This window comes from Devosia sp. MDV22-iso42, assembly GCF_058629155.1.
The window spans coordinates 1-15,836 of sequence record NZ_JBZVWR010000005.1 but is presented as its reverse complement, the minus strand read 5'-3'; the positions used below and the strand labels follow the sequence as shown (position 1 = coordinate 15,836).

Here is a 15,836-nt window from a genome sequence, read left to right as displayed (position 1 = left end):
GCACGCCCCATGCGATGCATGGGGCGTGATCTGGGCGCTAGAGGGCGCCAGGCTTGACGCCGGTGACGCGCAGCAGGCCGTCTGGATAGATCGTGATGCCCTCAATCGAGGCCTGGGCGCCGTAGAACCAGGTCGAATGGTAGAGCGGGATCGTCGGGCGATCGGTCAGGTAGATCTCGGCGACCTCTTCATACAGCGCCTTGCGGGCGTCAACGTCAAGTTCCTGCCGTGCTGCAAGCAGAACCTCTTCGAGTGCAGGCGAGACATAGCCATTCAGGTTCTGGCTGCCCTCTGCGCCGAAGAAGGTGTAGAGCGTCGGATCCGGATCGGCGCGTCCACTCCAGTTGCCGATATAGAGCTCGAAATTGCCGGCGAGATAGCGCTCGATTGCCGAGGAGGTTTCCAGAGGCAGCAGGTTCACCGTAAATCCGGCTTCCTGAGCCAGGGACTGGATGATCTGGGCCACGCGCCCGTCCGTCAGCGAGTTTTCGTAGGTGATCTCGATCGTCGGGTTATCGACGCCCGACACCTCGATCAGTCCCTTGGCCGCGTCCAGATCGCGGGCGGGGACCGGATGACTGCTGCTGTAGAACGGGCTCGATGGCGGCAGCATCTGGTTGTCGGCATTAAATTCGCCGTTGAAGGCCACCTGGTTGATGATATTGCGGTCGAGCGAGAGCTCGAGCGCTTCGCGCAGCTGCGGGCTGTCGGCCAGCACGCCGGCCGAGCCTTCCGCGACGTTGATGAACAGGTGGGAGACCGCCAGACCTGGCGAACTGTGCAGCGCCAGGCTCGTGTTGGAGCGCACGGCAGCCAGATCGGTGGGCGCAATGCGCTCGGCAATGTCGAGATCGCCGGCCTGAATGCGCGACAGGCGCACGGTCGAGTCGGGGATGATCTGATATTCGATGCTGTCGTAGCCAATCTCGTCAGCGTTCCAGTAGCCATCAAATTTGTCGAGGCGGATGAAGTCGCGGGCGCTTCGCTCGGCATACTGGTAAGGGCCCGAGCAGACAGGATTGGCCGCAAAGGCGTCAGCCGAGGTCGCGGCCGTCGGGGAGACCATCATGCCGGCCCGGTCGGTCAACACCGACAGCAGCGGGGCAAACGGGGCGTCGAGCTTGAAAATCACGGTCGAGGCATCGACCACTTCAACGGCAGTGATCGGGGCCAGTTCGCCGCGACGCTTGGATTCCTCGAGCGTCTGCATGCGTTCGATGTTGGCCTTGACCGCCTCGCCATCGAAGGGGGTGCCGTCCTGGAAGGTTACGCCTTCGCGCAGCTTGAGGGTGAGCTCGGTGCTGCTGTCGTTCCAGGACCACTCCGTCGCCAGCCTTGGCACGATTTCCAGGTCGGCATTGATGTCGAGGAGCTTGTCACACATGGCTTCAAAGACGATGCGACCAGAATAGGTGCCGCCGACGGCCGGATCGAGCGTGTCCGGATCGTCCTGCAACCCGACGCGCAGGGTCTGCGCGCTGACCGAGGACATGGTGAGAGCCATGATGCCGGCCAAGGCCAGCAGCTTTTTCGAGGCGATCATAACTATATTCCCTAATTACCCAGGATGCCCCACGCATCCCGCATTCCCTAATCCCCTCAACGAAGCACGCTCCCGCTAGTTTGTAAAGTTGGCGAACGAATTATTTCGTTCGCAGGCAGGGAACCGCATTCATGGGGCGAAAACGTGCTTATCAAACTTGACGCCAGCAGCTAAATGGCTTCATTTGTTCGTGGAACTGACTAATTGGGCCTCTGCACGCATGTTCTCCTTCTCTTCAATCGCGACTAGCCGACAGATCACCCTGCGCAGCGTGATGCGCATCCTGCTCGACCGCCGCGGCATATCGCGGGCCGAGCTGGCACGCCTCACTGGCCTGTCCAAGCAGACAATGTCTGAGGTTTTCCGTGACCTCGAAATGGAAGGCTGGGTACAGATGAGCGGCCGCACCCAGGGCGGCGTCGGCCGGAGTGCAGCGACCTATGAGGTCTGTGCCGACCGCGCCCTGGTCTTCGGCGCGGATGTCGGCGGCACCAAGATCCAGGCCGCCATCGCGGATATGCACGGCGTCGTGCTGAGCGAAATCGTCGAGCCCACGGATGCACGCGGCGGCGAACATGTCATCGCCCAACTGGCCCGGATGAACCAGGTGCTGGCCGAACGCGCTAACCTGCCGAGCGAGCGCGTGCTGGTGGGCACGATCGGCATTCCCGGCGCATATGACGAGCGCTCCGGTACGTTGTTGATGGTACCCAATATTGCCGGGCTGGAAGGCTCGCAGTTTGCCGCCTGGCTGGCCCGTTCTGTCGCCTTCGAGGTGCATGTCGGCAATGACGTCAACATGGCGGCCAAGGGCGAGCAGTGGCTGGGCGAAGGTCGGGACGTCGACAATTTCGTCTTCATCGCCCTGGGAACCGGCATCGGCATGGGGATCATCAACGAGCGTCGGGTATTGCGCGGTTCGCGCGGTGCGGCGGGAGAGATTTCGACCCTGCCCATCGGCGCCAGCGCCTATGACGGGCGTACCTTCCGGGCCGGTGCGCTGGAAACCATGATCGGCAGCGCTGCCATTCGCGGTCGCTATGAAGGTGGTGGCGGCCTGCCCGGCCTGACGGTGCGTCAGATCATCGACCGGGTCGGCGACGGCGACCGCATCGCCATCGCGACGCTGGATGAAGTTGCCCGCACCCTGGCCGAGGCGATCCTGGCCGTCTCGGCGGTGGTCGATCCGGAGCGGATCATCATGGGTGGCAGCATCGGGGCGCGGCCAGAGCTGCTTGAACGGGTGCAGCACTATGTGCCGCTCTGCATGGCCACCCCGCCCACCTGCACCATCAGCCAGCTTGGCAGCCGCGCCGGGCTCTACGGCACGCTGGCCAACAGTCTCGACATCCTACGAAAGGGCCTGTTTCAGACGCCCGAACTCGATGTGCCCATGCTCAGCGCCCGATCGCTGGAAGCCGCGCAATGACCGGCACCGCCCTCGCCCAGAGCGCGACCCTGCGCATTTTTGACACGGCCGCAGCAGCCGAACAGTTCGTCGCCGAGACCATTGCCGCGCAGATGCGGCGCCGGTCGAACAGCGTGCTGGGATTAGCGACGGGCAATTCGATGCGCGGGGTCTATCGGCAACTGGTACAACTGCGGCAGCGCGGCGCCGTGAGCTTTGCCGGCCTGACCAGTTTCAATCTCGATGAATATTGCGGACTGGAGCCGACCGACCCGTCGAGCTTTGCCGCCTATATGCAGCGCGAACTGTTCAGCGCGATCGACGCCGACCCTGCGCGCCTGCATCTGCCGGATGGGGCCGCCGATGGTGCGGCGCGCTATGAGGCAATGATTGCCGCCAGCGGCGGCATCGACCTGCAACTGCTCGGCATTGGACAGAATGGCCATATCGGCTTTAACGAACCCGGCTCTGCCGCGGGTTCACGCACCCGCATCGTCGACCTGGCGCCCCGCACCCGGGCGGTGAATGCGGCCGATTTTCCGTCGGACACACCCGTGCCCAGCCGAGCCGTCACCATGGGTATCGGCACCATTCTGGATTCCCGGCGCATTGTGCTGCTGGCGACGGGCGCGGCCAAGGCGCAGGCCTTGGCAGAAGCCCTGGAAGCGCCGATCAATGCACAATGCCCCGCATCCTTCCTGCAAACCCATCCTGACCTGACAATCGCCTGCGACCACGCCGCGGTCGCCCGATTGCAGCACAACCCGGAGGCCCGTTATGGCTGAGCGCGATTTCATGGTACCTGGCAAGTCGGTTGCCCTTTCCGGCAACGGCATGGCCGCAACCTCCCATCCCATGGCGACCCTAGCGGCTGTCGATATTCTCAGGGCCGGCGGCAATGCCGTCGATGCCGCGATTGCCGCGGTGGCGCTGCAGGGTGTGATCGACCCGCATATGACCGGCATCGGCGGCGATTGCTTTGCGCTCTATGCGCCCGCGGGCGGCGACATGGTTGCCTATAACGGCTCGGGTCCGTCGCCCAGGGCCGCCACGCTGGACACCTATCTGGCCATGGGTTGGTCCAACATGCCCGACAATTCGGTGCACGCGGTCACCGTCCCCGGTGCCGTCGATACCTGGTGCCGCCTCAGCGCCGAGCATGGCCGGATCGGGCTTGACCGCATCCTGCAGCCCGCCATCGACGCCGCCGAGCAGGGCTTCACCATTACCCCGCGCGTGGCGCTCGACTGGTCGCGCTATGGCAGCCGTGTGGCGGCGTTTCCCGATTCAGCCGAACAGTTTCTGCCCCATGGCAAGGCGCCGCAGACGGGTGACCGCCTCGGCAATCCTGCGTTGGGCGCGACATTGCGGGCCATAGCCCGGCACGGCCGCGCCGCCTTTTACGAGGGCGAAGTCGCCGACGATATCGTGGCGACGCTCAGGGCGTTGGGTGGCCTGCATGTGGGCGACGATCTCGCCGGCTTTGCCGCCGAGCTGACCGCGCCGATATCGGGCCGCTATCGCGACCACAGCTTGCACGAATGCCCGCCCAATGGGCAGGGCCTGGCGGCGCTGATCATCGCGCGCCTGCTCGACGGCTTTGATCTGGCCGACCCGAGCCTGACGGAAACCGACCGCATTCACCTGCTTGCCGAAGCCACCAAGGCTGCCTATCGGCAGCGCGACGCGCTGATCGCCGATCCCCTCGCCATGACGGCTACCCCTGACGACATACTGGCGGACGTCAATATCGATGCGCTGCGTGCCAAAATCTCGCGCCAGACCGCCTCGGCGCCCGACAGCTGGGACCTGCCGGTGCATCGCGACACCGTCTATGTCAGCGTCGTCGACCGCGACGGCAATGCCATGTCGCTGATCAATTCGGTGTTCTTTGCCTTTGGCAGCGGCATCTATGCCAAGAAATCCGGCGTGCTGCTGCAAAACCGCGGCGCGGGGTTCTCGCTCAAGCCCGGCCATCCCAACGCCATCGGCCCGGCCAAGCGGCCGTTCCACACCATCATACCAGCCATGGTCAGCAAGGCGGGCAAGGTGGTGGGCTCCTTCGGCGTTATGGGCGGGCAGTACCAGGCCGCAGGGCATGCGCATTTCCTGTCGCAGGTGCTCGATCGGGGCCTCGACGTGCAGGCGGCGTCGGACCAGCCCCGCAGCTTCTTCACCGATGGCGCCATTACGCTTGAGCCGACGATTGCCCCGGCGGTCCAGGCCGAGCTCGAAGCGCTTGGCCACGCCACACGCCGGGCAGACGAGCCGCTGGGCGGCTGCCAGGCCATCTGGATCGATCATGATCGCGGCGTGCTCTGGGGCGCATCCGATCATCGCAAGGACGGCATAGCGCTGGGATATTGATGATGGAAACACCCATTCAGCCTGCAAAGACATCCACCGTTTCCGTGCGGCATCTGGCGCTCAGGCTGCCCAAGGGCGCCGATCGCGCGCTGGCGCTGGTCGATCTCAGTTTCGAACTTCCCAAGGGCGAGGTGCTCTGCATCGTGGGCGAATCGGGTTCGGGAAAATCGCTATGCGCCCAGACCCTGATGGGCCTGCTGCCGCGGACGATCAAGGTGGAACGCGGTGAAGCGCTGTTCGATGCCGTCGACCTGATCAGCATCGATGCCGGAACGATGCGCTCCCTGCGTGGACGGCGCATCGGCATGATCTTTCAGGAGCCGATGACGGCGCTCAATCCATCAATGCGCATCGAAGACCAGATCATGGAAGTGTTCGAGGCGCATGATCTGCTCTCGCCGGCCGAGCGGCGGGCACGGGCGCTCGAGCTGGCGCGCGAAGTGCAGCTCCCCGATCCGGAGCGGACCATCAGGGCGTTTCCCCACCAGCTCTCGGGCGGACAGCGGCAACGCGCCATGATTGCCATGGCCCTGGCACTGGAGCCGGCCCTGCTGATCGCCGATGAGCCGACCACCGCCCTGGATGTGACAACGCAGGCCCAGATCCTCAAGCTGATGCGGGAGATCCAGCAGCGGCGGGGCATGTCGGTGATCTTCATTACCCATGACCTCGGCGTTGTGGCCGATATTGCCGATCATGTGCTGGTGCTGGAGAAGGGCATCGTGGTCGAACAGGGCAGGACGCAGGCCGTGCTGGGCAATCCCCAGCATCCTTATACCCGGGCCCTGATCGCTGCCGTGCCTTCGGGTACGCCGGCGCTGCGCCCTGTCGCGGCCGACCAGCCTGTCGCCCTGGCGGTGGAAAACCTCAACAAGTCATACGGCCAGAAAGCGGGCATGATCGGCGACCGGCGCGTCGTGCACGCCGTCCGCAATGTCAGCTTCGAGATCCGTCGCGGCGAGACTTTGGGTGTCGTCGGCGAGTCGGGATCCGGCAAATCCTCGGTGGCCCGGCTGGTCACCCTGATCAATGCGCCCGACAGCGGCCACATCTATCTGGGCGGGGAAGACTTCAGCGCCATGCGGGGGGAAAAGCTGCGCCAACAGCGCAGCCGCATCCAGATGGTGTTTCAGGATCCATTTGCCTCGCTCAATCCCCGGCGTATGGTCGGCTTGAGCATTGCCGACGGCCCGATTGCTCGCGGCGTCCCGAAAAGACTGGCGCTCGACAATGCACGGGCGCTGCTGGAGCTGGTGGGGCTGGACGGCAAGTCCGCCGAACGACTGCCGCATGAATTTTCCGGCGGCCAGCGGCAGCGCATCGGCATTGCCCGGGCGCTGGCGCTCGAGCCCGACGTGCTGGTAGCCGACGAGGCCGTGTCCGCGCTGGACGTCACCGTGCAGGCACAGGTCCTCAAGCTGCTCGAGGAGCTCAAGAGCCGGCTCAACCTGGCCATGCTGTTCATTACCCATGACCTGCATGTTGCGGCGCAGGTCTGTGACCGCATGGCCGTGATGCGCGCCGGCGAAATCGTTGAGATCGGCACGACGCGCGACATCTTTCTCAATCCCCAGCACGACTATACCCGCCAATTGCTTGCCGCTATTCCAGGCTCGGCTCGCCAACACTAATCGGACGCTCCCATGACCACCGAAATGCTCACCGAGTACAGCATCTGGATTGCCGCAATGGTGTTTGCCGGCCTCGCGGGCGGCTTCATCGCTGGGCTGCTTGGCGTCGGCGGCGGTATCATCATCGTGCCGATCCTCTACTTCGTGCTGGGCGGTATGGATGTCGACCCCGATATCCGCATGAAGATCGCGGTGGCCACGTCGCTGACCACCATCGTCTTCACCTCGCTGTCATCGGCCCGCAGCCATCACAAGCGGGACGCCGTCGACTTCACCCTGGTCAAGACCTGGGGCATTCCCATTTTCATCGGCGTGGTCTGCGGCACGGTCATTGCCGGGCTGGTCAACGGCCTCGTGCTCACCGTGGTGTTCGCCGTTGTCGCCCTGCTGGTGGCGATCAACATGGTCTTCCGCGCCAACAGCGCGCCGGTATCGGACGGGTTCCCCAACGGCATCGTCAAGGCGATCTGCGGCTACTTCGTGGGGGTGATCTCGACCATGATGGGCATTGGCGGCGGCACGCTCAGCGTGCCCATCCTGACCACATTCGGCTATGACATCCGTCGGGCGGTGGGCACGGCCTCGGCCATCGGCTTCATCATCGCCATCCCCGGCACCATCGGCTATGCCATTGCCGGATGGAATGTACCCAACCTGCCGGCCGGATCGCTGGGTTATGTCAATCTGCTGGCGCTGGTGGCATTGGCTCCCCTGACCATGCTGATCGCCCCCTGGGGCGCGCGGGTCGCGCACAGGCTCGACCGAAAGGTACTCGGCTACGCGTTTGCGGCGTTCCTGACGCTAACCTCGGCGCGGATGTTTTTCGATATTTGGCAGCACCTTTAGCAAGGTCGAAGCAGCGCAGAATCCTGGTTGTCAATCGGCGCGGGATAAGGACCCCCTATCGGCGTCCAATAAGGACCCCCTCAGATGCGGTTTTTGAAGCGCCAGCTGTCGTTGCCGGTTTCGACGATATCGCAGTGATGGGTGAGGCGGTCGAGTAGGGCCGTGGTCATCTTGGCGTCACCGAAGACGGACGGCCATTCCCCGAAGGTCAGGTTGGTGGTGACGATGACCGAGGTCTGCTCGTAGAGGCGGCTGATCAGGTGGAACAGCAGTTGGTCGCCGGATTGAGCAAAGGGCAGATAGCCCAGCTCATCGAGCACAACGACGTCCTTGCGGCCCATATACTCAGCCAACCGTCCCTGCCTGCCGGCGCGGGTCTCTGCCTCGAGCTGATTGACCAGATCAACGACGTTGAAGAAGCGCGCTCGCGCGCCATTGCGGATGCAGGCCCGGGCAATGGTAACGGCCAGATGGGTTTTGCCGGTCCCGGTGCCGCCAACCAGCACCACGTTACGCTGGGCGGTCAGGAAGTTGCCGGCGGCCAGATCATGGACCAGGGTCTCGTTGATGCCGGTGCCCTCGAAGGTGAAGTCCTCGATATCCTTGGCGAGCGGCAGCTTGGCGATAGTCATCTGGTACTTGATCGATCGGGCCTGCTTCTCGGCAATCTCGGAGGTGAGCAGATCCGAGACGATGCGGGCGGGCTGATGCTCGCGCTTGATGGCCGTGGCGATGATCTCGTCATAGGCGTTCTTCATGACATAGAGCTTGAGCGCGCTCATGGTGGTCAGGATCTCGGAGCGTTCCATTATATTGCCCTCCTCAGGCTGTCATAGCGAGAACAGTCGGCCGTCGGCTCGATGCGGAGCCGGAGGGCTTGTGGGGTGTTCAGGACCGTGACCGGGCTGCGTGGTTCACGCTGCCGGGCCAGGATGTAAAGCACGATATCGGCTGAGCAAACGCCTTCGCGCAGTGCCTCCGCACAGGCAGCCTCGACCGCGGGCAAACCATCGCTCAGCACCGCGGTCAGGATCGAGACCATCTGCCGACCACCATCGGTTGCCGAGCCCAGCCGAAGCCATCGAACCGTCCGGCATAGGGCACGAGGCTGGAGCGCTCGGCTTCGAAGGCCTCCCAGATGGTCTGATCGCGGAACTCGGGATGGCGATGCGCACGGGCATAGGCAATGGTCTTGTCCAGCAGCAGGGCATTGAGCTCGTCATAGCTGGTCACCCGCAGGCGGGGCGTGAAGATGCGCTCCCGCACCAGTCCGACCTGGTTCTCGACCTGACCCTTCTCCCAGCCCGAGGCTGGGGTGCAGGCGACTGGATCAACCAGATAATGGCCGCACATCTGCAGGAACCGGCGGTTGTAGGTCCGCTCTTTGCCCACCAGGATGGTATCGACCGCCGTCTTCATGTTGTCGTAGATGCCACGCGTGCAGGTGCCCTTGAAGAACGCAAAGGCCCGATCGTGGGCGTCGAACACCATCTCCTGGGTCTCGCGCGGATAAGATCGCACGAACAGCATCCGGCTGTGGCAGAGCCGAACATGGGCCACCTTGACCGTCACCGTGGTGCCGTTGATCAGCACCACGTCGTGGCTCCATTCGAACTGATAGGCCTCCCCCGGCGCAAAGCTCAGCGGCACTAACGCTGCAGCTGACGATGAGACCTGGTCCTGGCGCCAGCTACGGGCGTAACGGCGAACCGCGTCATAGCCACCGTCGTAACCCAGGCCGCGCAGCTCTTCGAACACCCGGAGCGTCAGCCGTTCACTCGCCGCCTTGGCCTCGTTGCCGGCAAGGATCCGATCCAACTCATCCTTGTAAGGCCCGATCTTGGGCATCGGCTGAACGGTTCGCTCGTAATCAAACGCCGTCTCTCCTGATCGCAGTACCTTCCGCACGACCTTGCGCGAGATCTTTAGCTCTCGGCAGATCGCCTTAATCGGCTTGCCCTGAACAAAATGCGCCCGCCGTATCCTGGCAATCGTCTCCACTATCAACATCCCAAAACCGGCTCCCCGACAACTTCGGTGAGCACTGTGAACCCCAGCGTCTAAGGGGTTCCTTTTGGAAGCCGATTACCCCGAAAACGGGGGCCTTATTCCACGCCTAATCACACCGAAAGCAATGACGCACGCACGACGCGCGCGTAGCACTGGCATGTTCTTTGCTCGAGACGCTGCTGGTCCACGATTTTCATGACACCGCGACTGTATTCGAGAATGCCGTCCTTCTGGAGCTGTGCACAAACCGAGCTCACGGTCGCCCTGCGAACGCCAAGTGTATCGGACAAGGTTTGTTGCTTGAGCAGGAATTCATCACTCATGATGCGGTCCCGCGCGTGCAGCAGCCAGCGGGAAATCCGCTGCTCAGCGGAATGCAGGCCGTTGCAGGCAACCGATTCCATTGTCTGGACAATCAAAGCTTTGGCATAGCGGAGCATGGCTTCACGGACGCACACGAACTCTGCCAAAGCCACATCAACGTCGGCGACAGATATCCAGGACGCGTACCCCGGCACCTGCACCACCGATCTGCTGATCGCGACGCCACCACCCATGATCAGGGCAAGTCCAAGGAAGCCCTCAAGTCCAAGCGATGTCTTTTCGATGGTTCTGCCGTCTTCCATTTCCGCCATCAGCGAGATGACCCCCTCATGGGGAAAAACGGCGTGAGTAAATGGCGCCCTGTCCTCATAAATGACTTCGCCAGCGAAGATCTTACGGGTCAGACTCCGACTTGAAAAGTACTCTTGCGCGACTGGCCTAAGCTGAAGGATCAAGCGGTTCCGTACTTCGGGGAAGTCGGCCTGCTGGGATGTACTGTTATCGTCCAATTAGAATTTCCTTAATCATCCATTAAGCATATATATGTACGGTAAGGGTCATAAAAATGTCCGAAATCGCATTATGTATGTTCGAAAACGGATGCCTAGGGTTCAAATTTCTTACTCTACAGCGGTGAACTTGAAGAGTCATGGCGAAGCTGGAGATTTTCCACGCCATTTCAATGGAAGTCCGCATTGCGGTGCGAGTCAAACGGGGCGGTGATGAATAGGCCAAACACTCAAGCAATACTTCAGCTAGAAAGATCTGGTACCGTCGTTGATGGCACCCGGTTGCCTGCTGATGCGTCCGTGGCAGAAACTGACGCTGATCTCGCTGCCTATCGTACTGCAGTGAACCAGCAAGCCATCGTTGCAGTTACCGACAAGGCTGGCTTGATCACCTCGGTCAACGATCTCTTTTGTCGGATCAGCCAGTATTCACGCAGCGAGTTGATCGGCCAGTCGCACAATATCCTCAACTCCCGTCACCATCCACGCAGCTTCTTCAAGGACATGTGGAGGCAGATCGGCGCTGGCACGCTTTGGCATGGGGATATCTGCAACCGCGCAAAGGACGGATCCCTGTACTGGGTAGACACAACAATCGTTCCCAAGCAGGGCCCCGATGGTCGCATGACGGGTTACATCTCTGTCCGGTACGATATTACGGCTCGCAAGGCCGCAGAGGCCGCGCTTGTCATAGAAAACCTGCGGCGGCAGGACGCCCAAGTGCTGCTGCACGACGTCATCGAGGCCGTCCCCAATGGGATTGCCGCCTGCGACGCAAACGGTCGTTTGGTTCTGTTCAACTCGGCGTTCAAGGACTGCTATCCGCTCGCAAAGCAGGCCATCTATGAAGGCGCGCTTTTTGAAGACGTGCTCCGTACGGCTGCCGAGAATGGACAGTTTGTGCTTCCGTTTGATACGGACGCCGCAAAGGCGGCGTTCGTTGCCGCGCGGCTCAAAGAGTTTCAGACGCCCGGCCGGCAATTTGTACAGCACCTGAGTGACGGGCGTTGGCTGCAGGTACAAGAGCGCCTTTCGCAATCCGGTCATATCGTCGGTGTCCGCACCGATGTCAGCGAGCTCAAGAAAGCCGAGCGGCAGATCAAGCACCAGGCCGAGCGCGATGCTCTCACAGGGCTCTACAATCGCCGCGTTGTTCTTGAGCGCCTTGCTAGAGAGTTGAGCCCCTCCCGATCCGCCAGAAAAATCGGTGCATTGATCATCGTTGATCTTGATGGCTTCAAGGCAATCAACGACAATTATGGGCATGATGCTGGTGACGAACTGCTGGTCGCTCTTGCCGCTCGGCTGAAATCGACGGTCAGAAAATCTGACATCGTAGCCCGGCTTGGGGGCGACGAGTTCGCGCTTATCATCCAAAATCTCAATGCAGAGCAGGACGTCGAGCGGGTCGCCGACAAGTTGCTCCGATCGCTCAGCCAGCAGGTCAAGCTTGGCCGGCGCCTAATCATCCCGTCAGCTAGTCTGGGCATAGCTATCTATCCCCAGGATGGCAGTACGCCCAAGGAACTGCTCAAGAACGCCGATCTTGCTCTCTACCAGGCCAAGGACAGCGGGCGCTCAACCTACGTAATTTGTACGCCCGAACTGCGTGAAGGCAAGGTGCGCCGTGCCAGTATGATCAAGGCGCTCCGGACGGCAATGGCGCGGGGCCTGATTGATATGGCTCTTCAACCGCTGGTCAAAGTCGGAACCGCTGAGCATGTTGGGTTCGAAGCTCTCGTACGTTGGAAAACGAGGCTGCGGGAAGTGCCGCCGCTGGAACTAATCAGTCTGGCCGAAGAGGCAGGGCTGATGGTGCAGCTTGGCTACTACATCATCGACAAGTCCCTTAAAGCGCTCAAGGAACTGATGGACCTCGGGCTCAATCCGGGTCGCATTGCAATCAACGCCGCTGCCGATCAACTTCGACAGCCCGACTTCTCCCAGCAGCTACTTGCTCTCATCGAACGGCACGGGCTGTTGCCGCATGACGTTGAGGTGGAAGTCACCGAAAGCGTCATACTCGCGCGATCCTCTGATCGAATCGCCACCACGCTGCAAGAACTGCATGACATTGGCGTTGGCATTGCCCTTGATGATTTCGGTACCGGCTATGCTTCGCTGTCCCATCTCAAGCAGTTCCCTATCGATAGCCTGAAGATTGACCAGTCGTTCGTCCGCGACATGACATTGGACAATGATGATTCAGTGATTGCCCGCACCGTGATCTCGCTTGCGCACAGCCTGGGCATGTCGGTGGTGGCGGAAGGCGTTGAGACCGAGGAGCAATTCCGCTTCCTGTCCAACTATGGCTGCGACTTCATCCAGGGTTACCTGATCGGCAGACCGATGTTCCTCGACGAGGCAAAAGCCTATCTCATCAAGATTTCCGATCACGGTCGCCTCTGGCCGCCTGTGGTGGCGAGCGCACTCGACGCTTCTGAGGACCGCGTCTGATGGTCGCCCCTGCCACCTACCATTTCGGAAAATCCGACCACGCGGTTGACCCGTGGCGGGCGGGAAAGCGCGGGTGCACGTTTGTCGGTCATCAACGATCATGGCGAGTTCTCAGGGCACGGATCCCGATGACTTGAAAGTAGCCGTCCCAAGCAAAGCCGACCGACCAGCCCGTGCCTCACCAATTGCCTTTTAGCCAACAGCTAGCTCACACCTACAGAAAGCGTCCCCGAAATGAACCCGTCCAATACGTCATCTTTGAACGAGCGGCTCGATTTCCTCGGCCTGGACTCCTCAGCAATGTCCAGCATGTCGACACTGAAGCCGATGATTGATCGGCACATGCCAGAGGCAATGGAGCGCTTCTACAGCAAGATCGCGACCGTTCCTGCGGTCTCGCGTCATTTCTCCGGCCAGCAACACATCGAGCACGCCAAGGCGCGGCAGACGACGCACTGGTCATCAATCGCGTCGGGTCGACTGGACGAAAACTACTTCCAAAGCGCCAATGTCGTTGGCAATGTCCATGCGCGCATCGGGCTGGAGCCAAAGTGGTACATCGGCGGCTACGGCCTGATCCTGGAAACCCTGGTCAAGGGCATCCTGCACGATTTTCTTGCTGAGAAGTTCTCCGGATCAACCCTGGGTATCGGAAAAAAATACTCGTCCAAGCAAATCCTGGCCGAAGTCGATACCGCCTCGGTCGCGCTCACGGCAATGCTCAAAGCAGTGATGATCGATATCGACATCGCTGTGACAACCTACTTTGAAAAGACCAATGCCGAGACCGTAGAACTGAACGATCAGGTGGGCCGGGTCGTCGCTGCAGCCCAAGACGGCGACTTCAAGAAACGTGTCGAGATCCAGTCGACAACGGCGGGCATCGTCGCGATGGCAGAGGGCGTCAACCGCCTGATGTCGACTGTCGATGAGGGCATTACCGAAACAGGTGCTGTGCTCGGGGCGCTGGCGCAGACCGATCTCACCAAACGTGTCGAGGGCGACTACAAGGGCGCCTTCGCCAAGCTCAAGGCCGACACCAATTCGGTTGTCGACAATCTCTCGCGCGTGGTTGGCCAACTGCGGCAGACGTCGCGTTCCCTGAAAACAGCGACAGGCGAGATCCTCAGCGGCACGAACGACCTTGCCGAACGTACCACCAAGCAGGCGGCGGCGATCGAGGAAACTTCTGCGGCAATGGAGCAGTTGTCGACCACCGTGGTGGACAACGCCAAGCGCGCCGAAACGGCCAGCGCACGGACCCAATCGGTATCACATACCGCCGAGGAAACCGGCGAGGTGATGAAGCAGTCCAACGAGGCCATGGAGCGGATCTCCACCTCCTCCCAGAAGATCTCCAACATCATCGGCATGATCGACGACATCGCCTTCCAGACCAATCTGCTGGCGCTGAACGCCTCGGTGGAAGCGGCGCGGGCTGGCGATGCCGGCAAGGGCTTTGCCGTGGTGGCAGTAGAAGTGCGGCGCCTGGCGCAATCGGCAGCCAGTGCTTCCGCCGAGGTCAAGGTGTTGATCGATCAGTCGGGCACTGAAGTGGCCGGCGGCAGCAAGCTGGTGGCCGAAGCAACTCGAAAACTGACCTCAATGCTTGAGGGCGTCCGCGAAAGTGCGGCGCTCGTGCACGACATTTCTGCGGCGAGCAAGGAGCAGTCGAACGCCATCGCCGAGGTCTCCGTCGCCATCCGGCAGATGGATGAAATGACCCAGCACAACGCAGCGCTGGTAGAACAGACCAATGCGGCCATCGAACAAACCGAAGGTCAGGCCAACGAGCTCGACCACATCGTCGACGTCTTCATCATCAACGACGGAGGTCGCCGCTCGGCTGGTCAGGGCCGGCAGTTAGCGTCAGCCCCCACCAAAGGCGACATCAAGTCCCTGCAGGCCAAGGCCAAGACGGCCGCCCGGAGCTATCTCAGCGAAGGCAACGCGGCGATCAAGCAAGACTGGAACGAGTTCTGATGGACACGTTTTTTGCCAACGCCGAACCGATGGCGCCCCCTCCGGGCGCCATCGAACTCCCTCAGGCCAATCAATTCGTGACCTTCAGCGCCGGCGACAAGGCGTATGGTGTCGATGTCATGGCCGTACGGGAAATCAGAAGCTGGTCGCCGACCACTGAACTTCCCGATGGCCCGTTCGGTGCGTGCGGCGTACTGGATATCCGTGGCAGTGTGGTCGAGGTCTACGACCTCTCGATGATGCTTGGCGGTTCAAGCACGGATGCCAAGTCTGGTCATGTCGTGCTGGTGGTGGCGATGGAGCATGCCAACGCAGGGATTTTGGTCGATTCGGTCTCCGATATCATCTTTGCCGATGAGTCCGAATTCCGTGCCGCGCCGTCCGCTGGTAGGGGCAGTGAGAACGCCAAGGTCTCCGGCCTTGTGCATCAGGACGAGCGGATGATCGCCATACTCAACCTCAAGGCTCTGTTTCACTAGGGTCTGGTAGCCCGGCATCCGGCCAGGCTCTTTGGGGGTGAGCGTCGTGACCGACGATGTTCATCGATTTGAGCGCGCGTCCAAGCGACGTGCGCTTGATTCCGTGAAGCCCATGGGCTCAAAACGGCCACTCCTTGAAGGACCGCCTTTAGGAGACAAGCCAAAATCGGACCGCACCGGCGCGGAGTCAGTGGGGTTGCGCTCAGTTCCCGCTTTGTGTCCGTAACACGATGCTGGATGCCGCCATCGAGACTGTGGCTGGCGGGGATGCACGGCCCA

The 15,836-nt window shown here is 61.6% G+C and carries 11 protein-coding genes and 1 pseudogene; 8 read left to right on the top strand and 4 right to left on the bottom strand.

Annotated features, from left to right (window positions below; genetic code table 11):
• Nucleotides 1-37: 37 nt before the first annotated feature.
• The gene (locus tag AC4NN3_RS01495; RefSeq protein WP_491925380.1) at nt 38-1,543 is read right to left on the bottom strand and encodes an ABC transporter substrate-binding protein; all 1,506 of its coding nucleotides are present in this window, start codon (nt 1,541-1,543) and stop codon (nt 38-40) included.
• A 190-nt stretch (nt 1,544-1,733) separates the two neighbouring features.
• On the opposite strand from AC4NN3_RS01495, the gene AC4NN3_RS01490 reads away from it, so the two are divergent.
• From AC4NN3_RS01490 to AC4NN3_RS01470, 5 genes are read left to right on the top strand one after another with little or no spacing between them, the layout of a single operon-like run.
• The gene (locus AC4NN3_RS01490) at nt 1,734-2,972 is read left to right on the top strand and encodes an ROK family protein (RefSeq protein WP_491925379.1); all 1,239 of its coding nucleotides are present in this window, start codon (nt 1,734-1,736) and stop codon (nt 2,970-2,972) included.
• Entirely contained in the window at nt 2,969-3,736 is a 768-nt protein-coding gene (locus AC4NN3_RS01485) for a glucosamine-6-phosphate deaminase (RefSeq protein WP_491925378.1), read from the top strand. The genes AC4NN3_RS01490 and AC4NN3_RS01485 overlap by 4 nt, the downstream gene beginning before the upstream one ends.
• Entirely contained in the window at nt 3,729-5,318 is a 1,590-nt protein-coding gene (locus tag AC4NN3_RS01480; protein WP_193337398.1) for a gamma-glutamyltransferase family protein, read from the top strand. Before AC4NN3_RS01485 ends, AC4NN3_RS01480 begins: the two co-directional genes overlap by 8 nt.
• A gap of 2 nt (nt 5,319-5,320) precedes the next feature.
• On the top strand, nt 5,321-6,949 hold the full coding sequence (locus tag AC4NN3_RS01475; protein WP_491925377.1) for an ABC transporter ATP-binding protein: 1,629 nt from the start codon (nt 5,321-5,323) through the stop codon (nt 6,947-6,949).
• 12 nt (nt 6,950-6,961) lie between these two features.
• Nucleotides 6,962-7,795 carry a sulfite exporter TauE/SafE family protein gene (locus tag AC4NN3_RS01470; RefSeq protein ID WP_491925376.1) on the top strand — a complete coding sequence of 278 codons (834 nt, stop codon included), beginning with the start codon at nt 6,962-6,964 and terminating at the stop codon, nt 7,793-7,795.
• 80 nt (nt 7,796-7,875) lie between these two features.
• On the opposite strand, the gene istB is transcribed toward AC4NN3_RS01470, so the two are convergent.
• The 3 genes and pseudogenes from istB to AC4NN3_RS01455 all read right to left on the bottom strand — a co-directional run bounded on the left by istB (nt 7,876) and on the right by AC4NN3_RS01455 (nt 10,638).
• Nucleotides 7,876-8,604, bottom strand: a complete 729-nt coding sequence (gene istB, locus AC4NN3_RS01465) for an IS21-like element helper ATPase IstB (protein WP_491925375.1) — start codon at nt 8,602-8,604, stop codon at nt 7,876-7,878.
• Nucleotides 8,604-9,805, bottom strand: a pseudogene (istA, locus tag AC4NN3_RS01460) (IS21 family transposase). Before istA ends, istB begins: the two are co-directional and overlap by 1 nt.
• 110 nt (nt 9,806-9,915) lie before the next feature.
• Nucleotides 9,916-10,638: a Crp/Fnr family transcriptional regulator gene (locus AC4NN3_RS01455; RefSeq protein ID WP_491925374.1), complete on the bottom strand. Its 723-nt coding sequence runs from the start codon at nt 10,636-10,638 to the stop codon at nt 9,916-9,918.
• 300 nt (nt 10,639-10,938) lie between these two features.
• Here AC4NN3_RS01455 and AC4NN3_RS01450 point away from each other — a divergent pair, with 300 nt between their 5' ends.
• From AC4NN3_RS01450 to AC4NN3_RS01440, 3 genes are all read left to right on the top strand, one after another.
• Entirely contained in the window at nt 10,939-13,095 is a 2,157-nt protein-coding gene (locus AC4NN3_RS01450) for a sensor domain-containing protein (protein ID WP_491925373.1), read from the top strand.
• 234 nt (nt 13,096-13,329) lie between these two features.
• Nucleotides 13,330-15,078 (top strand): methyl-accepting chemotaxis protein, encoded by a 1,749-nt coding sequence (locus AC4NN3_RS01445; protein ID WP_491925372.1) that lies wholly within the window; start codon nt 13,330-13,332, stop codon nt 15,076-15,078.
• Nucleotides 15,078-15,557 carry a chemotaxis protein CheW gene (locus tag AC4NN3_RS01440; protein WP_491925371.1) on the top strand — a complete coding sequence of 160 codons (480 nt, stop codon included), beginning with the start codon at nt 15,078-15,080 and terminating at the stop codon, nt 15,555-15,557. Before AC4NN3_RS01445 ends, AC4NN3_RS01440 begins: the two co-directional genes overlap by 1 nt.
• The last annotated feature ends 279 nt before the right edge of the window (nt 15,558-15,836 follow it).